At 71.7% G+C, this 19,539-nt stretch carries 18 protein-coding genes; 3 read left to right on the forward strand and 15 right to left on the reverse strand.

The features are described from left to right. Positions 1-136: 136 nt before the first annotated feature. From AC07FV_RS18820 to AC07FV_RS18855, 8 genes are all read right to left on the reverse strand, one after another. Positions 137-1,030 (reverse strand): DUF5936 domain-containing protein, encoded by an 894-nt coding sequence (locus AC07FV_RS18820; protein WP_479088524.1) that lies wholly within the window; start codon positions 1,028-1,030, stop codon positions 137-139. A 12-nt stretch (positions 1,031-1,042) separates the two neighbouring features. Continuing rightward, complete coding sequence (locus AC07FV_RS18825) at positions 1,043-1,987, reverse strand: type II secretion system F family protein (protein WP_432879993.1); 945 nt, start codon at positions 1,985-1,987, stop codon at positions 1,043-1,045. A 36-nt stretch (positions 1,988-2,023) separates the two neighbouring features. Further along, a complete protein-coding gene (locus tag AC07FV_RS18830; protein ID WP_479088526.1) occupies positions 2,024-3,361 on the reverse strand; it encodes a CpaF family protein in 1,338 nt (445 codons plus the stop codon). Positions 3,362-3,379: 18 nt separating this feature from the next. Further along, on the reverse strand, positions 3,380-3,757 hold the full coding sequence (locus tag AC07FV_RS18835; protein ID WP_479088528.1) for a TadE/TadG family type IV pilus assembly protein: 378 nt from the start codon (positions 3,755-3,757) through the stop codon (positions 3,380-3,382). A 1-nt stretch (position 3,758) separates the two neighbouring features. Continuing rightward, entirely contained in the window at positions 3,759-4,091 is a 333-nt protein-coding gene (locus AC07FV_RS18840) for a pilus assembly protein (protein ID WP_383648310.1), read from the reverse strand. A gap of 257 nt (positions 4,092-4,348) precedes the next feature. Continuing rightward, positions 4,349-5,602, reverse strand: a complete 1,254-nt coding sequence (locus tag AC07FV_RS18845) for a CpaE/TadZ family protein (RefSeq protein WP_479088529.1) — start codon at positions 5,600-5,602, stop codon at positions 4,349-4,351. Positions 5,603-5,609: 7 nt separating this feature from the next. Continuing rightward, positions 5,610-6,317: a Flp pilus assembly protein CpaB gene (gene cpaB, locus AC07FV_RS18850; protein ID WP_479088531.1), complete on the reverse strand. Its 708-nt coding sequence runs from the start codon at positions 6,315-6,317 to the stop codon at positions 5,610-5,612. A gap of 78 nt (positions 6,318-6,395) precedes the next feature. After that, positions 6,396-7,244: a hypothetical protein gene (locus AC07FV_RS18855; protein ID WP_479088613.1), complete on the reverse strand. Its 849-nt coding sequence runs from the start codon at positions 7,242-7,244 to the stop codon at positions 6,396-6,398. Between the two features lie 430 nt (positions 7,245-7,674). Between AC07FV_RS18855 and AC07FV_RS18860 the strand changes: the two genes are divergently transcribed. The 3 genes from AC07FV_RS18860 (at position 7,675) to AC07FV_RS18870 (ending at position 11,437) form a co-directional block, all read left to right on the forward strand. Further along, positions 7,675-9,381, forward strand: coding sequence for a chitinase (locus tag AC07FV_RS18860; protein WP_479088533.1), 1,707 nt, complete (start codon positions 7,675-7,677; stop codon positions 9,379-9,381). A gap of 229 nt (positions 9,382-9,610) precedes the next feature. Continuing rightward, the gene (locus tag AC07FV_RS18865; protein WP_479088535.1) at positions 9,611-10,120 is read left to right on the forward strand and encodes a SigE family RNA polymerase sigma factor; all 510 of its coding nucleotides are present in this window, start codon (positions 9,611-9,613) and stop codon (positions 10,118-10,120) included. 60 nt (positions 10,121-10,180) lie between these two features. Beyond that, positions 10,181-11,437, forward strand: coding sequence for a hypothetical protein (locus AC07FV_RS18870; protein ID WP_479088537.1), 1,257 nt, complete (start codon positions 10,181-10,183; stop codon positions 11,435-11,437). 64 nt (positions 11,438-11,501) lie between these two features. Here the strand turns inward: AC07FV_RS18870 and AC07FV_RS18875 are convergent, their stop codons facing one another. From AC07FV_RS18875 to AC07FV_RS18905, 7 genes are all read right to left on the reverse strand, one after another. Beyond that, complete coding sequence (locus AC07FV_RS18875) at positions 11,502-13,061, reverse strand: CBM35 domain-containing protein (RefSeq protein WP_479088539.1); 1,560 nt, start codon at positions 13,059-13,061, stop codon at positions 11,502-11,504. Between the two features lie 218 nt (positions 13,062-13,279). Beyond that, positions 13,280-14,602 (reverse strand): Nramp family divalent metal transporter, encoded by a 1,323-nt coding sequence (locus tag AC07FV_RS18880; RefSeq protein WP_479088540.1) that lies wholly within the window; start codon positions 14,600-14,602, stop codon positions 13,280-13,282. Between the two features lie 67 nt (positions 14,603-14,669). Beyond that, positions 14,670-15,374 carry a hypothetical protein gene (locus AC07FV_RS18885; protein ID WP_479088542.1) on the reverse strand — a complete coding sequence of 235 codons (705 nt, stop codon included), beginning with the start codon at positions 15,372-15,374 and terminating at the stop codon, positions 14,670-14,672. A gap of 126 nt (positions 15,375-15,500) precedes the next feature. Then, complete coding sequence (locus tag AC07FV_RS18890) at positions 15,501-16,988, reverse strand: GntP family permease (protein ID WP_479088543.1); 1,488 nt, start codon at positions 16,986-16,988, stop codon at positions 15,501-15,503. A gap of 133 nt (positions 16,989-17,121) precedes the next feature. Further along, the gene (locus tag AC07FV_RS18895) at positions 17,122-17,532 is read right to left on the reverse strand and encodes a RidA family protein (RefSeq protein ID WP_479088545.1); all 411 of its coding nucleotides are present in this window, start codon (positions 17,530-17,532) and stop codon (positions 17,122-17,124) included. Beyond that, on the reverse strand, positions 17,529-18,314 hold the full coding sequence (locus AC07FV_RS18900; RefSeq protein ID WP_383648234.1) for an IclR family transcriptional regulator: 786 nt from the start codon (positions 18,312-18,314) through the stop codon (positions 17,529-17,531). Before AC07FV_RS18900 ends, AC07FV_RS18895 begins: the two co-directional genes overlap by 4 nt. Continuing rightward, a complete protein-coding gene (locus tag AC07FV_RS18905) occupies positions 18,311-19,351 on the reverse strand; it encodes a sugar kinase (RefSeq protein WP_479088547.1) in 1,041 nt (346 codons plus the stop codon). Before AC07FV_RS18905 ends, AC07FV_RS18900 begins: the two co-directional genes overlap by 4 nt. Positions 19,352-19,539: the final 188 nt, after the last annotated feature.

The raw sequence follows: 19,539 nt of genomic DNA on the forward strand, positions 1-19,539 counted from the left end.
ATGGATGTGGTGCTAGTGGGCAATGGATCAGGGGGTGTTGATTCCTTTGTTTCGTGTGCAGTCGCACTCTGTTGGTTGACTTCCTCCCTCGTCCCCGGTCGCGTGGCCGGCATGTGGTCCACCTGGTCCACCTCCCCTACTCCCCGGTGATGGTGCCGAAGTCCGTCCCCGAGCCCAGGATCAGGCCTGCGCCGAGGAGGATCATCGTGGCCGGGACCATGAAGGTCGTGATCATCATCGTGGCCTTGGGGACCGCGCGGGCGGCCTTGCGTCGGGCGTTCTGGGCGTCCGTGCGGCGCATGTCCTTGGCCAGCGAGACCAGGGTGTCGACGATGGGCGCGCCCAGTTCCTCGCCCTGCTGGAGGGCCGTGACGAACATCGCCACCTGTTCGGAGTCGTTGCGCCGGCGCAGTTCCGCGAAGGCCTCGCGGCGGCTCATGCCGAGGTCCATCTGGCGCAGGGTGATGCGCAGTTCGTCGGCCCAGGGACCCTCGTAGTGGGTGGCCACGCGGTCCAGGGCCTGGCGGAAGCCGAGGCCCGCGCTCACCACGACCGCCAGCACGTCCAGGAAGTCGGGGAGGGTCCGCTCGATGACGTCCTTGCGGATGCGGATCGCCGACCAGATGCCGACCTCCGTCCAGAACGCGCCGAAGGCGAGGAGGAGCAGGGCGACCACGAACTGGCCACGGAGAAGGAAGACCAGGAAGCCCAGCGCGCCCAGGAAGCCGTAGACCGCGCGGCGGGCGGCGTAGCGGTCGATGGTCAGGCCGCCGGGGTTGCCGGCCAGGTCGATGCGGCGGCGGTACCGGGCGACCAGGGCCGGGCCCATCAGGCGCAGCACGGCGGGCGCGTACCGCATGCCCATGCGGTCGATGAGGGAGTCGACGGCGCCGGTGCGGGTGGAGCCGACCTCCAGCGCGAGGGCCAGGTCGCCGGGGAGTTTGGCGTCGGCCCGGTACATGCGGATGCCGGCGAAGACCCCCCAGACGCTCAGGGCCATGAGCAGGGCGAGCAGGAGACCGAAGGTCATGGCGTCACCTCCTCAGACGTCGATGCGGGACAGGCGGCGGATGAGGACGAAACCGACGGCGTAGAGCGCGAAGGCGATGATCACCGCGGCCTGGCCGGCCGGGGACCCCGTCATGCGTTCCAGGGCGCCGTCCTTGACGCCGTTCATGAGGAACAACGAGCCGACCCCCAGGACGGGGACGGCGTACGAGGTCATGCTGACCTGGGAGAGCTGGGTGCGGACCTCGCGCCGGGTCTCCTTGCGCTCCTCCAGCGTCTCCGTCAGGTTGCGCAGGGCGCTGACCACCTGGCCGCCCGCGCGGTTGGACAGGACAAGGGTGGTGACCAGGACGACGAGTTCGCGGGAGGGGAGTCGCTCGCCGAGTTCCCCGAGGGCGTCGTCCATCGAGGCGCCGAGGGCCAGTTGGTCGGCCACCTTGCCGAGTTCCTCGCCCGCCGGGGCCTCCAGCTCCTCCGCGGCCATGCCGATGGCGGTGCGCAGGGCGAGGCCCGCCTGGGTGGCGTTGGCGAGGATGCGGGCGAGTTCGGGGAGCTGGTTGATGAACTTCTCGATGCGTTTCTGGCGCTGCCAGTTGAGGAACTGCACCGCCACCGCGATGCCGAGCAGGCCGGCGAGCGGGCCGAAGAAGGGCGCGAGGGCGGCCTGGCCGATCAGCCACAGGCCGGCCACCGCCGCGAGCATGTACGCGAAGAACTCACCGGGCGTGACGTCCAGACCGGTGGCCGCCAGGCGCAGTTCCAGCTGCCGGCCGAGCTTGGTGCGGCGCAGGCGGCGGTCCAGGGTCCGGAAGCGGCGCGGACGGCCGGAGGGGGTGAGCCGGCCCGTGGCGGAGAGACGGTCGACCAGGGCGTCGCGCTGGGCCTTGCCGGCGGCCCAGGAGTGCAGGCCGACGACCGCCAGGGTGCAGGTGAGCAGCGTGATGCCGGTGGTGAGCGTGACGAGCGTGTCCAGTTCCATCGGGCGGTACCTACTCGGTTTCCATCGGTTCGGTTCCTACCTGGCTTCTCGGGTGGCGAGCTGGTCCGCGGTGTGGGCCACGCCGAAGGCCTGCGGGATGGGCTGGCTCGCCATGTAGAGGCGTTCGGCGGTGCGGCGCGGGAGGGGGTAGTACTCGAAGCCGCCGTCGACGCGGCCGTCGGCGGACATCGGCCGGGCGTTGAAGCGGGCGACCGTGGCCAGGCGGTACGGCTCGCCGCCGTGGCTGGCCAGCAGGGCGATCTCGGTGATGCGGCGGGCGCCGTCGGCGAATCGGGTGAGCTGGACGAGGACGTCGACGGAGCTGTTGATCTGGTCGTGCAGGGCGACGAAGGGGATCTCGACGTCCGACATGGAGGCCAGGGTCTGGAGCCGCATCAGGGCGTCCTCGGCGCTGTTGGCGTGGACGGTGGCGAGGGAGCCGTCGTGGCCGGTCGACATGGCCTGGAGCATGTCCAGGGACTCGCCGCCGCGGACCTCGCCGACGACGATGCGGTCGGGCCGCATGCGCAGGGAGTTGCGGACGAGGTCGCGGATGGTGACGCGGCCCTGGCCCTCGACGTTCGGCGGGCGGGACTCCAGGCGGATGACGTGCGCCTGCTGGAGCTGGAGTTCCGCCGAGTCCTCGATGGTGATGATGCGTTCGTGCTCGGGGATCAGGCCGGAGAGGGCGTTGAGGAGGGTGGTCTTACCGGTGCCGGTCGCGCCGGAGACGATGATGTTGAAGCGGGCCCGCACCAGGCCGGCGAGCAGGTACAGCATGTGCTCGTCGAGCGAGCCGAGGCCGATCAGTTCCTGGAGGGTGAAAGAGCGGGGGAAGCGGCGGATGGTGAGGGTGGCGCCGGTCAGGGACAGCGGCGGGATGATGACGTTGACGCGCTCGCCGGAGGGGAGGCGCGCGTCGACCATCGGGTTGGACTCGTCGACGCGGCGGTTGACCGTCGAGACGATGCGTTCGATGGTCTGCATCAGCTGGTCCTCGGAGGCGAAGCGCAGCGGGAGTTGCTCGACCCGTCCCCCGCGTTCGACGAAGATCGCGTCGGGGCCGTTGACCATGATCTCCGTGATCGAGGCGTCCTCCAGCAGCGGTTCCAGGATGCCGAGGCCGAGGGCCTCGTCCACGACCCGGCGGATCAGCTGGGAGCGTTCGACGGTGGAGAGGACCGGGCCCTCACGGCTGATGATGTGGCCGAGGACCCTCTCGAGGCGGGCCCGGCGCTCGGCCGTCGCCAGCGAACTCATCTCGGCGAGGTCGATCTCCTCCAGGAGCTTGGTCCGGTAGGAGGCGACCAGGTGTGTGTCCTCGCCCCGGCTGCCGTGCTCCTCGGGGGAGTGGATGCGTGCGCGCAGGCTCATGCGTCTCCGGCTCCTCGGTCAGTGGTCCAGCGGCATGGTGGCGGTCCTGGTGGCGTCCCCGAAGTCCCAGCCGGGCACGATCGAGGGGATGTCGACGGTGGCGGTGACCGTCACCTCGTCGCCGCCCTGCGACTCCGTGCAGTGCGTGCCGTCGGCCAGCCAGCCGCTGACGGCCACCCCGCACGCCGCCTCCGCGCTCCGGTCGAGCGAGGCCCCGCGCGCGCCGGCCCGGGCGGCGGTCCCGGCCTGCTGAGCGGTGTAGGCGATCAGACCGAGCTGGACGACGGCCATGCCGACGATGATCAGGATCGGGAGGAAGCCGAGGTACTCGATGGCCACCTGGCCCCGGTCTCTCGCCCGGGCGCGGACGGAGTACGGCAGCACGGAGTACGGCATCTCAGTCGCCCTCCTCCTCTTCGACGGCACCGGCGTGCCCGTGCACGGTGTAGGGGAAGCTGACCGTGCCAGGGAAGAGGATGGGCACCTCGATGCGTACGTCGGCGGTGACGTACCCGCCTCCGGTCCCGCAGTCCACGCCGGCGCCCCCCTCCCACGCCCCCGGCAGCTTGTCCCGGCCCGCCTCCTGGCAGGCGCTCTGCCGGGCCCCCGGGTCGGCGGCCGTCGCCGCCCGTACCGCCTCGTCCGCAGCATTACCCGCGAGCGTGTACGTGTATCCCACGAGTGCGAGCTGCCACAGCACGACCAGCGTGACGATGATGGTCGGCAGCATGCCGAGGAACTCGACGGTGACCTGACCCCGGTCCCGGTCCGCACGCCGGAACACCTCGCCGCGGACGCGGCCCAGGCCTCGGTCCGCACGCCGGAACACCTCGCCACGGACGCGGCCCAGGCCCCGGTCTCCACGCCGGAACACCTCGCCACGGACGCGGCCCAGGCCCCGGTCCGCACGCCGGAACACCTCGCCACGGACGCGGCCCCGGTCTCCACGCCGGAGTGCCTCGCCGCGGACGCGGGCCCGTGATGCGCTCATCCCCCGCCGTCCTTCCGCCGTCGGGCGCCCGTGGCCCCCCGGTCGCCGCGGAACCGGCCGGCCTTGCGGTCGGGTTCGGCCGCCCGGACCAGGCCCAGCTCGCCCGCGAGGGCCCACAGGGCCTGCTTCACCGTGCTCCGGCTGTCCAGTTCGTGGACGCGGCCGGCGTCCACGGCACCCTGGAGCTCCTTGAAGTTGGCGGGGACGGCGGTGGCGGCGACCAGCGTGCCGGTGATCTTCTGGATCAGCGCGGGCTGGATCTCCGTGCTGCGGGTGTGCCGGTTGACGACCACGGTGGTCTCCTCGGCCTTGCGGATCTGCAGCCGGTCCCACATCCGCACCGCCCGCTTGGCGCCCCGCACGGCGACCACGTCGGGGGTGGTGACCAGCAGTGCCGTGTCCGCCGTCTCCACGGCCGCCGCGCCGGCCCCGCCGAGCTGGGCGCCGCAGTCGATGACGACGACCTCGTAGCGGGAGCGCAGGGCGCCGACGATCTGGCGGGCGGCGCGGTCGGTGACCTCCTCGCCGCGCTCCCCCTCGCCGGGGGCGAGCAGCAGGGCGAGTCCGGTGTCGTGGCGGAAGACGGCGTCGGCCAGGACGCGCGGGGAGATGTCGGTGATGGTGGCGAGGTCGGCGACCGACCGGCGGAACTGGACGTCCAGGTAGGAGGCGATGTCGCCGGTCTGGAGGTCCATGTCGACCAGGGCGGTGGGGCGGCCGGACGCCTGGGCGGCGAGGGCCAGCTGGATCGCCGTCAGGGAGGTCCCCACCCCGCCCTTGGCGCCGCTGACCGTGACCACGGTGCCGCCGGCCCCGGTCAGCGCGTCGCCGCCGCTGCCCAGGTGCCTGCGGACGCCCACGGACCACTGGGCGACCGCGTGGACGCGGCTGGCGAGTTCCTCGTAGCTGAGCGGCAGGGCGACCAGGCCGCGGGCGCCGTGGTCCATGGCGGCCTGGAAGAGGGCGGGACCGGGATCGGAGGTGACGAGGATGACGCCGACGGCCGGGAAGCGCAGGGCGACCTCGCGGATCAGCTCCAGGGCGGGCACCGGGCCGATGCGCTCGTGCACGACGACGACCTCGGGCAGCTCGTCGACCGACTCGGCGGCCAGCCGGGCGAGGGTGTCGACGAGCTGGGTGGAGTCGACGACCGGGGCCACCGGTTCGGCGTCGGGGAGCTGGCTGAGCAGGGTCGTGACGGACCGTACGGCGTCCGCGTCGCCGACTGCCGGGAGGATCCTCGTGGGCATACGGGTCTCACTTGTCCTTCGCGAGTTCGTACGTCCGGTCCTTGTCCGGGACCGTGGTGCCGCCGCCGGGCGCCACCAGCGCGAGCCGGACCCGCTGGGCGAACGACTCGGCGTAGGTGATGCGCTGGGCGTCGATGGTGGACAGGGCGAAGGTGATGGGGACGGCGTCGGTCGGTTCGCGGTCGCGGCTGTCCTCGTCGGGCTTCAGCGCGGTGAGGTCGCCGACGTCGATGACCCGGGCGTTCGTCACGATGATCTTGGACTGGGCGGGGTCGCCCTCGCGGGCCCCCTCGAAGGTGGCGTAGACGTTGACGGTGGAGCCCGGCGTGATCTTGCCGGCGACGCCGGTCGCCGCGTCGATCATGATGGCGACCTCCTGCTGCCCCGGCCGCAGGGCGGGCTGGTCGACGATCATGTCGCTCTGGAGCAGCGAGCCCGCCTTGAGCGTCGTCACCGCGATCTTGCCGCGGACCTGTCCGAGGTCGGTGACGGCGTTCTCCGACAGCCAGCGCTCGGGCATCTCGATCTTCTCGAACTGCCCCGCGTCGAGCGGCGTGTAGGGCTGCACCTCGTTCTTGAGCCGATAGGCGGTGACCTCGGGCCCGACCTTGGACTTCACGTCGTTGACGACGGACAGCACGCCGGCGAAGGCGCCGAGGGCGCACAGGACCGACAGGATCAGCAGGATGATGCCGCGGCGCTGACGGGAGTTCATGAACCGTGCAACCTCATTGGGGGAATCGGTCGAGCCGGATCGGATGGCGGGGCGGGCGGGAGCGAATGCCGTGCGGGCCTATCCCGTGAGCGCGCGTCTCTCCCGGTGCTGGAGGGAGCGGCCGGAGTCGGGCCGCCGCTCGTACTCCGGCGGTGTCGCGGAGCAGAAGACGCAGCGGTCGCCGATGACGTCGATGCCGCACCAGTGGCACCGGCTCTGCCGCACCGAGGTGACCAGCTGGTACAGGACGGAGAGGTCGGGCAGGTAGGCGCAGAACTCGGTCAGCTTCCCGGTCCCCCACCAGCGCGCGGACTCGGCGGGCAGCGGCGCCTCGCGCAGTCCCTGCGCGCGCCAGGAGGGGGCGAGGGTGCCGGTGACCCAGTCGGAGGGGAGCTGCCCCTTGGCGACCAGCAGCCACGTGCCGAACTCGGGCCCGTCCAGGGCGGCCTCCGGGCCGATCCTCACCAGTTGCGGCACGGGGTGCGCCACGACCCCGAACTGGCTGCCGGGCATCCAGGACCTGGCGTGCGACTTGAGGCCGACGGGGACGTGGTCGAGCCGGGCGACGGAGCCGAGGAGCGCACCGGCGTGGAGGTAGTGGGTGAGCAGCCGGCCGGCCGAGGCGAGCACGCCGGGGCTGAGGTCGCAGGAGGCGAGCTGGCGCAACTGGCGGGCCAGCACGGCGAGTCCGAGCGGCGGGAGCGGTGGGCGGAACAGGGCGATGCGGTCGGTCTCCAGGAGGGCGCGGACGGTGTGCAGCCGCCGCTCGACGCTCGTCGGGACGGCCCGGGAGCACACCACGATCAGGTGCCCGTGCAGGTCGACCAGGGACTGCAGCTCGGCCAGCACCTGGTCCAGCGGACGCCGGTCCACGTCCTGGAGCACGACCGCGGGCAGCGTCCGTTCGTCGTGCGGCGGCAGCGCCATGTCGGCACTGGTCACGGCAATGGCAGTTGGCACGCGCGGCTCCCCGTCTCCCCATGCCCGTCGGTCCACCGGCGTTACTCCGGCACACCCGGATGACTTCACTGCGTGACTACCTGAGCACTGTATCCACGCGCCTGTGACCGGAGAACAGCGTTTCCTACAGCTGTGGGACAACTTGTGATGTACAAGGTGCGCCAAATCAGGACAGGTTGAGCATTTCCCGGTCGCCTCTCCGGCCGCCTCCCCGGTCGTCTCTCCGGTCACCTTCCCGGCCACCTCCCCTCCCACCCGGCCTTCCCCTCCCGACGCACGCCAACTCCGCGACCCGACGGCCAACTTGGTCCGGACCTACCTCTTGACACCCTCAATTGGTCTGGACCACCTTGGGCGGACACACCGCAACGCCCCCACACCCCCAGCGGAGGCCCTCATGGAGCCCGTACGCAGACGGCCCGGCAGACGGACGAAGTTCTGGGCGGGAGCCGTCACCGCCGCCCTCGCCCTCTCGGTCACGGCCGTCGGCCAGGCGTCCGCCGCCGACGTCAACAACGCGAAGAACGCCGGTTTCGAGGCCGGACTGAGTGACTGGACCTGTACCGCGAACAGCGGCACGACGGTCTCCTCGCCGGTGCACGGCGGCTCGGCCGCGCTCAAGGCCACGCCGAACGGCCAGGACAACGCCCGCTGCTCCCAGACGGTGAAGGTCAAGCCCGGCTCGACGTACACCCTGGGCGCCTGGGTGCAGGGCGGGTACGCCTACCTGGGCGTGACGGGCACGGGCACGACGGACGTGTCCACCTGGACCCCCGACTCGGCCTCCTGGAAGCAGCTGTCGACCAGGTTCACCACGGGCTCCTCGACGACCTCGGTGACGGTGTACACCCACGGCTGGTACGGGCAGGCGGCCTACCACGTCGACGACCTGTCGGTCTTCGGTCCGGACGGCGGCGGGGGCGGCGACGGTCCCGGACCCACGGTGCCGGGCGCCCCGGCGGGCCTGAACGTCACCGGTACGACCTCGTCGTCGGCGTCCCTGGCCTGGAACGCGGTCTCCGGCGCCACCGGCTACAGCGTCTACCGCAACGGTACGAAGGTGACCGCGGTGACCGGCACCTCGGCGACGGTGACCGGCCTCGCGGCGGCCACCTCGTACTCCTTCCAGGTCACGGCGACGAACGCGGCGGGCGAGTCCGTGAAGTCGACGGCCGTGACGGCCCGCACCACCGAGCAGGGCGGCGGCGGGGGCGGCGACCTGCCCAAGCACGCGGTGACCGGCTACTGGCAGAACTTCAACAACGGGGCGGCGGTCCAGCGGATCTCCGACGTCTCGTCCCAGTACGACATCATCGCGGTCTCCTTCGCGGACGCGACGACCACGCCGGGCGCGGTCACCTTCAACCTCGACTCGGCCGGACTCGGCGGCTACACCGTCGACCAGTTCAAGGCCGACGTGCGGGCCAAGCAGGCCGCCGGGAAGAAGGTCATCATCTCGGTCGGCGGCGAGAAGGGCACCGTCTCGGTGAACGACTCCGCCTCCGCGACCAACTTCGCCAACTCGGTGTACGCCGTGATGCAGGAGTACGGCTTCGACGGCGTCGACATCGACCTGGAGAACGGCCTCAACCCGACCTACATGACGCAGGCCCTGCGCGCCCTGTCGGCGAAGGCCGGCCCGGACATGATCCTCACGATGGCGCCGCAGACCATCGACATGCAGTCGACCTCGGGCTCGTACTTCCGTACCGCGCTGAACGTGAAGGACATCCTCACGGTCGTCAACATGCAGTACTACAACAGCGGCTCGATGCTGGGCTGCGACGGCAAGGTCTACTCCCAGGGGACGGTCGACTTCCTCACCGCGCTGGCCTGCATCCAGCTGGAGAACGGCCTCGACGCCTCCCAGGTGGGCCTCGGCCTGCCGGCCTCCACCCGCGCGGCGGGCGGCGGCCACGTCGCGCCGTCGGTGGTGAACGCCGCCCTGGACTGCCTCACCAAGGGCAGCAACTGCGGCTCCTTCAAGCCGTCCAGGACCTACCCCGATCTGCGGGGCGCGATGACCTGGTCCACCAACTGGGACGCGACGGCGGGCAACGCCTGGTCCAACGCGGTCGGCGCCCACGTGCACGCGCTGCCGTAGCTCCGATCGGTCCGACCCGGGCCCCTGGTGCCGCCTCAGGCACCGGGGGCCTTCCCGTTCCCCGTCCGCCTCTTCCGGGTCCCACCACCGTGCCCTCGGGGGCCGTGGCGCCGGCGGTCTCGTAGCCGATCCGGTCGTGGTGGGATCCGGATGAAACATTTCCCGGGGTCCACCGCATCAGTGAAGTGGAAGCAGGGCGCGGCCGCGGCGGACACGGGGGAAGACGGACATGAGGCAGAGGCGGGCGGACGAGTACGCCGAGTTCGCGGTGGCGCGGGCCGGGCATCTGTACCGGTCCGCCTGTCTGCTCACCGCCGGGGACACGCATCTGGCCGAGGACCTCGTGCAGGAGACCTTCGGACGGCTGTACGTGCGGTGGGGACGCGTGTCGCGGGTGGGGAACCCCGCCGGGTACGCGCAGACCGTGCTCACCCGGACCTTCCTCGCCCACCACCGGCGGCGCAGCAGCCGGGAGCGGGCGACGGACGTGCTCCCGGACCTGCCCGGTTCCGGGGACGGCGACCCCTCGCTGCGGCTGACGCTGCTGGACGCGCTCGCGCGGCTGCCCGCCAAGGACCGGGCCGTCGTCGTCCTGCGGTACTGGGAGGACCGGTCCGTCGAGGAGACCGCCGACGCCATGAACGTCAGCTCGGCGGCCGTACGGACCCGGTGCTCGCGGGCGCTGGGCCGGCTGCGTGAGCTGCTCGGCGAGGACCTCGCGGAGTACGCCAGACCCTGATCCGTACCGCTTCACCAGCTCACTCCCTCCCGCGCACACCTGAGGAAAGGGTGGTTCGCCATGCCCGGAACCCGGCACCAGGAACCCTTCGAGGACCGGCTCGTGGCCGCCCTGCACGAGACCGGCGACCGCTTCGACACCGACCGGTCCGCGCTGGCCGCCGCCGGCGAGACCCGTGGCCGGCGACGGCTCCGGTTGCGGCAGCGGGCCGCCGTGGTGGGCGGCGCGGCCGGTATCGCCGCGGTCGGGGTGGGCGGGAGCCTGCTCGTCGTTCCCGGCGATGCGCCCGACACCCGACGGGCGCCCGCCACCGCCCCGTCGGCGACCGCCTCGGCGGCACCCGCTCCGGCCCCCGTCTCCGGCGACGGGATCCTCCGTGCGCTCGAGGAGCTGCTGCCGAAGGGCGAGTTCAGCCAGGAGGAAGCCCGGGGCACCGACCACCCGCTGGGCCCGTCGGCACGTCTCGTGTACGACGACGGAGCGGGCGCGGCCGCCATCGGCCTGAGCATGCGCCAGGTCGAGCCGGGCGGTCGCGCGGCCCGGGACGCGACCCGGTGTCCGGACCAGGTGACCGTGCCGCACGACAGCTGCACCACGAGCCGGCTGCCGGACGGGTCGGTGCTGATGCTGTTCCAGGGCTACGAATATCCGGACCGGCGGGCCGACACCAAGCGCTGGCACGCCGAACTGGTCACGGCCGAAGGACAGCACGTCTCCCTGAACGAGTGGAACGCCCCGGCGGAGAAGGGCGCGGCGGTCAGCCGCCCCGAGCCGCCCCTGACCCCCGCGCAGATGAAGGCGGTCGTGTCGGCCGACGTGTGGCACGGGGTCGTGGACGCGATCCCGGAGCCGACCGGGCGGCCGAGCCCCGCGGAGGAGGCACCCGGGGTGCCCGGCGACACGGTCGGCGCGACCCTCGCCCGGTTGATTCCCGACGGCGTGGAGGTGACCGGCAAGGGCGGCCAGGAGAGCGAGTACGCCTACGTCGTGGTCGACGACGGCAAGGGCGCAAGCCTCGTGCAGATCAACGTCCAGCACGGCATGGACGACGTCGCCGACCAGCTCTACGGCTCCGCCGAGACCCTCCCCGACGGCACCCGCGTCGCCACCCGGCAGGGCCCCGGCGACGACCGCGTCCCCGGGGTCGTGATGTGGACCGCCGACACCCTGCGCGCCGGCGAGGACGGGTTCCGCGTGGTGGTCAGCGCCTTCAACAGCGCCACGCTGCAGGGCGAACCGACGCGCTCCGCCCCGGCGCTCACCGTGCGGCAGCTGAGGGAGATCGCCCTCAGCCCGGAGTGGGACGCGCTGCGGTAGGCGCCCCCGGCCCCTCGCCGGCGTCGGCATCGACGTCGGTGCCGGCGCCGGCGAGGGGGCGCCGTCACCCCGTGAAGGTCACCACCAGGCGGCCGTCCGCGGCGAAGGACCAGCGCGGGGCTCCGGCGTACGCGGAGCAGCGGGAGCCGTTCGAGCCGGACCAGAACTGGTTGGTCCCGTCGGCGTTGCCGATGATCCGGTCCTTGGACCCGCTGTCGCACGAGGTGTTGTTCCGGAACACTGAGTCGCCGTCGTCGAAGTTGAAGTTGCGTTCCTCGTTGCCGACGCTGACGTTGTCCGACACCTGCATCGTGCCCGGGTTGCTGTTGTAGGTGAACCCGTGCTTGCCGTTCCCGTAGGCGATGCTGCGCCGGACGACGTGGTCGACCTCGATGTCCTCGCCGCCGAGCTTGTAGCCGTTGCGGTCGCCGTTGCCCGCCTGGGAGCCGTCGCTGAGGGTGCCGTTCTCGAGGGCGAGGGAGTCCTCGATGGTCACCGCTCCGATCGCGCCGGTGTCGGACTTGGTGTAGAGATCCCAGCCGTCGTCGATGTTGTTGTGGGCGACGGCGTAGCGGAAGACGTTGCCGGGGCCGGAGGTGAGCTTCGCGGCGAAGCCGTCGGCGTCCTCGCCGTCGGAGTCGGCGTTGTCGTGCGAGACCGCGCTCAGCACGAGGTTGTTCGACGGCCACTGGGCCTTGGGCGTGCTGGAGAGCATCCGGGACAGCTGGAGGCCGGTGTCCCGGTTGAAGCGGGTCACGGTGCGCTCGAAGATGTTGTTGCTTCCGCCGACGAAGATGCCGTTGTCGCCGGCCCGCTCGACGACGAGGCCCTTGACGTGCCAGTACGAGCCGTTCACCGCGAGGCCCCGGTTCGCCGGGTCCTCGCTCTGGGCGGAGAAGTTCAGCACCGGGGTCTCCCCCGGGTAGGCGGCGAGGGTCTTGCGGGCGGCCGAGGTCCCGTCGTTGCCCTGGGGGATGGTGACCGTCTGGGAGTGGCGGTAGGTGCCGCCCCGCAGGTAGATCGTGCCGCCGGGGGCGACTCGGGTGAGCGCCGAGGTGAGCGTGGTCGGGTCGGACGCCGTGCCGGTGGCGCCGTCGGTGCCGTTCGGGGACACGTGGAGGGTGCCGGTGGTGGGGGGCGGGGTGGTGGTGCCGCCGTCCGTCTCCGCCTCCAGGTAGTCGATGTTGGGCAGGCCGGCCGAGGTGGTCGGGGTGAGGCGGACGGTGTTGCCGCCGGCCCGCAGGGGCACCTCGAACTCCCGGGTCGCCCAGGTGCTCCACGCGCCGGTGCCCTCGAAGGGCGCGGAGGCGACCGTCGTGCCGTTCACGACGATGTTCGCGGGGCGCTGCGTGCCGGTGCCGTTGGCGAAGCGCACCCGGAGGGTCGCCGTGCCCGCCGCGGGGGCGTCGACCGTGAACTGGGCGTGGGCGCCCGCCGCGTTGGTGCCGTTGCAGAACCCGGCGCCCGAGTAGCCGGACCAGTCGGAGTCGACGGTGCCCGTGCAGCTCGCCGGGGCGGATTCGGCCTCGTAGCGGGTGGTGGCGGCCTGGGCCGGGTTGCCGGACAGGGCGACGAGCGTTCCGGCCAGGAGGCCGGCACTGGCGATGACGGGTCTGCGAAGCATCGTGGGTCTCCGGATCGTCGATGAGCCATGGGTGAGCCGCGGGAAGGGAAAGCGCTTTCACCCACGCAAGCTACGACTGTGTTGCGGACACGTCAACGGTTGTGTACGTGATTGTCGTTCATGGTCTTGAACATCGAGGGGCGCGGCGGCCGCCCTGTCGACGGCGGTCCTCGTCGACAGGGCGCCGGGCGGGAACGAGACTGCTGGAAGGACTCCGGCTAGAAGAACTCCGACCACGGCTGGTCCCAGACCTGCTTCACGCACAGCACCAGGAACAGCAGGCCGGCGACGGCGAGCATGCCGTTGCTCAGCCATCCGTTGCGCCACTCGCGCGGTGTGCGGCCCGAGTTGAGGAGCCACAGCAGGGTGAGGGCGAGGAAGGGCATGAAGGCGGCGCCCAGGACGCCGTAGATGATGATCAGGCGGAAGGGCTCGTCCTGGAAGAGCAGGACGATGGGCGGGAAGGTGAGCCAGAGCAGGTAGGCGCGGAAGGCCCAGGAGCGTTCGCGGCGCCCCGAGGCCAGTTCCTCGCCCCTCGCCTGCCGCTCCCCCCGCTGCCGGGAGAGGAAGTCGGCGAACATCAGGCTGACTCCGTGCCAGACGCCGATCAGCGAGGTGAAGGAGGTGGCGAAGAAGCCGACCAGGAAGAGCTTGCCGGTCGCCGTCCCGTACTCGTCCTCCAGGATGTCGCCCAGCTGGATCAGGCCCTTGTCCCCGCTCGCGATCGCGATGTTCGCCGAGTGCAGCAGCTCCGCGCCGACGAAGAGCATGGCGACGACGAAGATGCCGGTGGTGGCGTAGGCGACCCGGTTGTCCAGGCGCATCACCTTCATCCAGCCGGTGTCGGTCCAGCCCTTGGCGTTGACCCAGTAGCCGTACGCGGCGAGCGTGATGGTGCCGCCCACGCCGCCGATCAGCCCGAGGGTGTTGAGGATGGAGTCCTTCTCGTCGGGAAGGACCGGGAGGAGGCCGGCGAAGGCGTCGCCGAGGTTGGGCGTCACCCGGATCGCGAGGTACACCGTCACCACGAACATGACGCCGACCAGGACGGTCATGACCTTCTCGAAGACCGCGTACTTGTTGAACCAGACGAAGACCAGGCCGACCAGGCCGCACGCGATGCCCCACCACTCCAGGTCGATCACGTCGGGGAACAGCGCCTGCAACGGCAGGGCGCTGGACGACATCGCGGCCGCGCCGTAGACGAAGCCCCAGATCACGGTGTAGACCCCGAAGAACCAGGTGGTCCAGCGGCCGAGGCTCGCCCAGCCGTCGAAGAGCGTGCGGCCGGTGGCCAGGTGCCACCGGCCGCAGGCCTCCGCGAGCGAGATCTTCACCAGGCAGCCGAGGACCGCGGCCCACAGCAGGGTGTAGCCGAAGTTGCTGCCCGCGATGAGGGTGGCGACGAGGTCGCCGGCGCCCACGCCGGTCGCCGCCACGACGATGCCGGGGCCGATGTAGCGCCAACTGGACTTACGGGGAGCCGCGTCGGTGCCGCCCGGCCCGCCGGTGTCTGCGATGTTGCCCGTGGTGTCCGCCATGCGGGCCAACCAAGCCGATGACCGCCGGTGGGACAAGAGGGCGTGCGCGGATCTTCACCCGATGCGCTTACTCGTCGCTGTCGGCCTTGCCCTTGGCGCCGTTCTGCGCATCGGGCTCCGCACCGGCCTGGGCATCGGGCTTGGCGTCACCCTGCGCGTCGGACGTCGCGTCGGACTTCTCGTCGTCCCGCGCGTCGGACTTCGCGTCAGGCTCCGCGTCGTCCTGCGCGTCGGACGTCGCGTCGTCCTCGAAGTACGCGTCCAGGACCTCGTCCAGGGCGGACTCCCACTCGGGGAAGAGGCTCCTGGACTTCGCCTCGATCTCGATCGGGTACCAGCGGCGGTCGGGCGTGTGCACCGTCACCGTGAACCGCTTGCCGAAGCGTCCCGTCTCCGTCTCCACCGCGCCGACCTCGTCCCAGCGGAACTCGCAGCTCTGGTCGTCGAGGGACAGGCGTACGCCCTTGTGGTCGGCGACGATCCTGGCGCGGCGGTCGGACGCCTCGAAGACGGGGCCGTCGGGGACCTCCTCGTCCGGTTCACCGGACTGCTCGGCGGACTCCCCGGCGGGCTCCGCGGCGGACGGGTCCCCGACCGGGGCCTCCGCCGCGTCGCGGACCTCCCCGGGCCCCGTCCCGGACTCCGCCTCCGGCTCGTCCGCTTTCGCGTCCTCCGGCTCACGGGTCACGGGCGCGGTGAGCCCGGGGATGAAGGCCGGGTCGAATCCGGCGCCTTCCAGGGGCTGGCTCGTCGATCCTCTGCGCTGCTCCACAGCGGGCAGTATGGTCGACGATCCTGTGCCGGACACAGCCAGCCCCAACTTCGTTATCAGACGCCTACACGAGACGTCCGTGCGGGCGCTCGTGCGGGCGCCCGCACGGGCGCCCGCACGAGTCGCCTACACGAACAGGCTGAGCAGCGCCGCGACCACGAAGCCGGCGACCGACAGCACGCTCTCCAGCACCGTCCACGTCTTCAGGGTGTCCCGTTCGCTGATGCCGAAGTACTTCGCGACCATCCAGAACCCGCCGTCGTTGACGTGCGAGGCGAAGATGGAGCCCGCCGAGATGGCCATGATGACCAGGGCGACGAACGCCTGCGAGTGGTCCCCCTCGGCCAGCAGCGGCGCCACGATGCCCGCGGTCGTCACGATGGCGACCGTCGCCGAGCCCTGGGCGACCCGCAGGACCAGCGAGATCAGGTAGGCGAGGACGATCACCGGCAGGCCGACGTCGTTGAAGGTGTCCGAGAGTGCCTGGGCGACGCCGCTGGCCTTGAGGACGGCGCCGAAGACGCCGCCCGCGCCGACCACCAGCAGGATGTTGCCGACCGGCTTCAGCGAGGCCGTCGAGACGGTCTCCAGGGACTTGCGGGACCAGCCGCGCCGGATGCCGAGCAGGTAGTAGGCGAGGAACAGGGCGATGGTCAGCGCGACGAACGGGTTGCCGAAGAACTCGATCACCGAGCGGAGGGTGGACGGGTCCAGGGCGATGGAGGAGAAGGTCGCGGCGAGGATCAGGACCAGCGGGGTACCGATGATGCCGATGACCGTGCCGAGGGCGACCGGGCTCTCGTGCGGGGCGACGCCGGCCTTGGACTGCTCGTCGATGACGGCCTGCTTGGCCTCCTCGGCCGCCTCGACCATGTCCTGCGGCACCGGCACGAAGATGCGGCGGCCGATCCAGGCGGAGAACACCCAGGCGGCGAGCACGGCCGGGACGCCGCAGATCACGCCCATGAGGATCACCCAGCCGAGGTCCACGTGGAGCAGTCCCGCGGCGGCCACCGGGCCGGGGTGCGGCGGCAGGAAGGCGTGGGTCATCGACAGGCCGGCGAGCAGCGGCAGGCAGTAGAGCAGGATCGACTTGCCGGAGCGCTTGGCGGCGGCGTAGACGATCGGCGCGAGGACGAAGATGCCGACGTCGAAGAAGACCGGGATGCCGAAGATGAGGCCGGTCAGGCCCATGGCGAGCGGGGCGCGCTTCTCGCCGAAGAGGCCGAGCAGGCGGCCTGCCAGGACCTGGGCGCCGCCGCTGACCTCCAGGATGGCGCCGAGCATGGTGCCCAGGCCGATGATGATGGCGACGTGGCCGAGGATGCCGCCCATGCCGGACTCGATGGTGGAGACGGCGTCGGACTTCTGGACGGTGCCGAAGAGTTCGGTGACCGACAGGCCGGCGAGCAGGCCGACGGCTATGGAGACGGCGAGCAGCGCGACGAAGGGCTGGAGCCGCACCTTGATGATGAGGAAGAGCAGGAGCCCGATGCCGATCGCGGCGACGGTCAGCAGGCCCGCCGTGCCGTCGATCAGGTGGAGCAGGCCTCCGGTGTGCGGTGGGGTCTCGGCGGGAGCGGAGGCGGCGAGCTGGAGGGACGGGTAGGACATACGGGGGTCCTCTGGGTAAACACATACTGCTTTCGGGCAGGGCGGGGCGCGGCACGGTGCCCCCGGAGGGGGTGGGGGCACCGTGCCGTGCGACAGACAGGCAGACGGAACGAAGAGGGCGACCGGGGAGGGGTCAGCCCAGGACGGCCAGCGCGTCGATCTCGATGAGGAGGCCGGCGGGCAGACCGACGTAGACGGTCGTGCGCGCGGCGGGGGCCTGGGTGAGGCCCTGCTCCTCGAAGTAGGCGTTGTAGATCTCGTTCATCTCGGCGAAGTGGTCCACGTCCGTGAGGTAGACGCGGATCATCATCACGTCGTCCCAGGAGGCGCCGCCCTCCTCCAGGATCGCCTTGACGTTGGCGAGGGTCTGGAGGGTCTGCTCGCGCAGGGTCGGGCCGGCCGGGGTGGGGGCCTTGCCCTCCTCGTGGGGGAGGAAGCCGACCTGGCCGGCGACCTGGAGGATGTTGCCCTTCCGCACGCCGTGGGAGAACTTCGCCGGCGGGACGGTGTGGGTCGCGGGCGTGAGGGCGGTCTTGTCGGTCATACCGTGTCCTTCTCGGGGTGGTGCTCGGGGTGCTGCACGGGGGTCCTGCCGGAGTACTCGCCGCTGATCGCGTCCGCCGTACGGCGCACCAGCGGGAGCAGGGTGAGGAGTTCGTCGGCGGTGACGACGACGTTCGGCGCGGAGACCGACATCGCGGCGACCACCCGGCCGTCGGCGCCCCGGATGGGCGCGGCGACGCAGTTGATGGACTCCTCGTGGCCACCGAGGTCGGTGGCCCAGCCCTGTTCGCGCACCTTGGCCAGCTCCTTGACGAAACTGTCGGCGTTCGGCGTCGAACGGGCCGTGTACAGGGGGTAGTCGAGCTTCTCCGCGAGGGCGCGGCGCTCGTTCTCGGGGAGGTCGGCCAGCAGCAGCTTCGCCACGGCGGCGACGGTGATGGCGACGGGCTTGCCGATCCGCGAGTACATGCGGACCGGGTAGCGGCTCTCCACCTTGTCGATGTAGAGGACCTCGTTCTCCTCGTAGACGGCGAGGTGGACGGTGTGTCCGCAGCTCTCGTTGAGGCGTACGAGGTGGGCGTGGGCGATCTCGCGGACGTCGAGGTTCTCCATCGCCTCCTGGGCGAGGGCGATCAGCCGGGCGCCCAGGCGGTAGCGCTGGTCGGACTGGCGGTAGACGAAGCCGTGTTCGTGGAGGGTGCGCAGCAGGCGCAGCGCCGTGGACTTGTGGACGCCGAGGCGGTCGGCGACCCGGCCCAGGTCGGCGGGGCCCTCGGCGAGCAGCGGCAGGATGCTCAGCGCGCGGTCGACGGTCTGGCTCATGGTGTGCGTACCTCCTCCTCGGCCCTCTCGGCGGCCTGTGTCCAGCCGGGGCCGAGTCGCAGTCTCCCCCACGCGGCGTCGTCCAGGGCGGCGAGGCGGTCGGCGTGGTCGCGGGCCGGGGGGATGGCGAGGTCGCCGGGGACGGTGAGGGCGGCGGCGGCCATCAGGTGGCCGTGGCGCAGGCGCTCGCGCACGGGCAGTCCGCGCAGGGTGGCGGAGAGGAACCCGGCGGCGAAGGCGTCGCCCGCGCCGACGGCGGCGACGACGTCGACGGTGAGGGCGGGGACCGAGGTGACCTCGGTGCCGTGGAAGGCGGTGGCGCCGGTCGCGCCCTGCTTGACGACGAGCAGTTCGGGTTCGGGCAGTGCGGCGCGCACGGCCTCGGGGCCGTCCAGGCCCCAGGCCTCGTCGTCGCCGACGAACACGAGGTCGGCGCCGCGGGCCAGTTCCAGCAGCACCCGGGAGCCGTCGCTCTGCCCGCGCCACAGCCCGGGGCGGTGGTTGACGTCGAAGGAGACCAGGGGCCGGCCGGGGCGGCGGGCGGTCAGCTCGCGCATCAGGTCCAGGCAGTCGGCGGAGAGGGCGGGCGTGATGCCGGAGAGGTGCAGGACGCGTCCGGCGCGGATCGCGTCGAGGTCCATGTTCCGCACCGACATCGCGGAGGCCGCCGACCCCGCCCGGTAGTACGCCACCTCGTGGGCGTCGGTGGCCCGGTCCCCGGCGGTGCGGAAGTACACGCCGGTCGGGCGGTCGGGGTCGCGGCGCACGGCGGAGACGTCGACGCCGTAGGCGCCGATCGCCTCGACGAGGTGGTCGCCGAAGCCGTCGGCGCCGACCCGGCCGGCCCAGCGCGCGGAGTGGCCGGCGGCGGCCAGGACGCAGGCCACGTTGGACTCGGCGCCGCCGATGCCCCGGTCGAAGGAGGGGACGTCGGCGAGCCGCCCGGGACGGGAGGGGAGGAAGGTGACCATGGACTCGCCGAGCGCGACGACGTCCACGACGCCGGGGGCGGTGCTGGTGGGTCCGGTGGCGGTCACGATGGTGAGGGCTCCCTTGCGGCTCTTCGCGGGCCCCGGCGGATCCGTTGACCCCGCGTTGGCCGAGATGTTAGACAGCAGTAAGCGACATACGCAATGCCCGTTGCACACAATGCAACGTACGGCGTATCCCGACGCTCCCCCGCCGCTCCACCTGTCGCGGCACCCGACGCGACACCGCACCTCAT

Source organism: Streptomyces sp. NPDC045956 (assembly GCF_056430705.1).

Coding starts and splice junctions, on each gene's coding strand:
- AC07FV_RS18820 (WP_479088524.1), bottom strand. CDS start 1,030: ATGACCTTCGGTCTCCTGCTCGCCCTGCTCATGGCCCTGAGCGTCTGG.
- AC07FV_RS18825 (WP_432879993.1), bottom strand. CDS start 1,987: ATGGAACTGGACACGCTCGTCACGCTCACCACCGGCATCACGCTGCTC.
- AC07FV_RS18830 (WP_479088526.1), bottom strand. CDS start 3,361: ATGAGCCTGCGCGCACGCATCCACTCCCCCGAGGAGCACGGCAGCCGG.
- AC07FV_RS18835 (WP_479088528.1), bottom strand. CDS start 3,757: ATGCCGTACTCCGTGCTGCCGTACTCCGTCCGCGCCCGGGCGAGAGAC.
- AC07FV_RS18840 (WP_383648310.1), bottom strand. CDS start 4,091: ATGCTGCCGACCATCATCGTCACGCTGGTCGTGCTGTGGCAGCTCGCA.
- AC07FV_RS18845 (WP_479088529.1), bottom strand. CDS start 5,602: ATGCCCACGAGGATCCTCCCGGCAGTCGGCGACGCGGACGCCGTACGG.
- cpaB (WP_479088531.1), bottom strand. CDS start 6,317: ATGAACTCCCGTCAGCGCCGCGGCATCATCCTGCTGATCCTGTCGGTC.
- AC07FV_RS18855 (WP_479088613.1), bottom strand. CDS start 7,244: ATGGCGCTGCCGCCGCACGACGAACGGACGCTGCCCGCGGTCGTGCTC.
- AC07FV_RS18860 (WP_479088533.1), top strand. CDS start 7,675: ATGGAGCCCGTACGCAGACGGCCCGGCAGACGGACGAAGTTCTGGGCG.
- AC07FV_RS18865 (WP_479088535.1), top strand. CDS start 9,611: ATGAGGCAGAGGCGGGCGGACGAGTACGCCGAGTTCGCGGTGGCGCGG.
- AC07FV_RS18870 (WP_479088537.1), top strand. CDS start 10,181: ATGCCCGGAACCCGGCACCAGGAACCCTTCGAGGACCGGCTCGTGGCC.
- AC07FV_RS18875 (WP_479088539.1), bottom strand. CDS start 13,061: ATGCTTCGCAGACCCGTCATCGCCAGTGCCGGCCTCCTGGCCGGAACG.
- AC07FV_RS18880 (WP_479088540.1), bottom strand. CDS start 14,602: ATGGCGGACACCACGGGCAACATCGCAGACACCGGCGGGCCGGGCGGC.
- AC07FV_RS18890 (WP_479088543.1), bottom strand. CDS start 16,988: ATGTCCTACCCGTCCCTCCAGCTCGCCGCCTCCGCTCCCGCCGAGACC.
- AC07FV_RS18895 (WP_479088545.1), bottom strand. CDS start 17,532: ATGACCGACAAGACCGCCCTCACGCCCGCGACCCACACCGTCCCGCCG.
- AC07FV_RS18900 (WP_383648234.1), bottom strand. CDS start 18,314: ATGAGCCAGACCGTCGACCGCGCGCTGAGCATCCTGCCGCTGCTCGCC.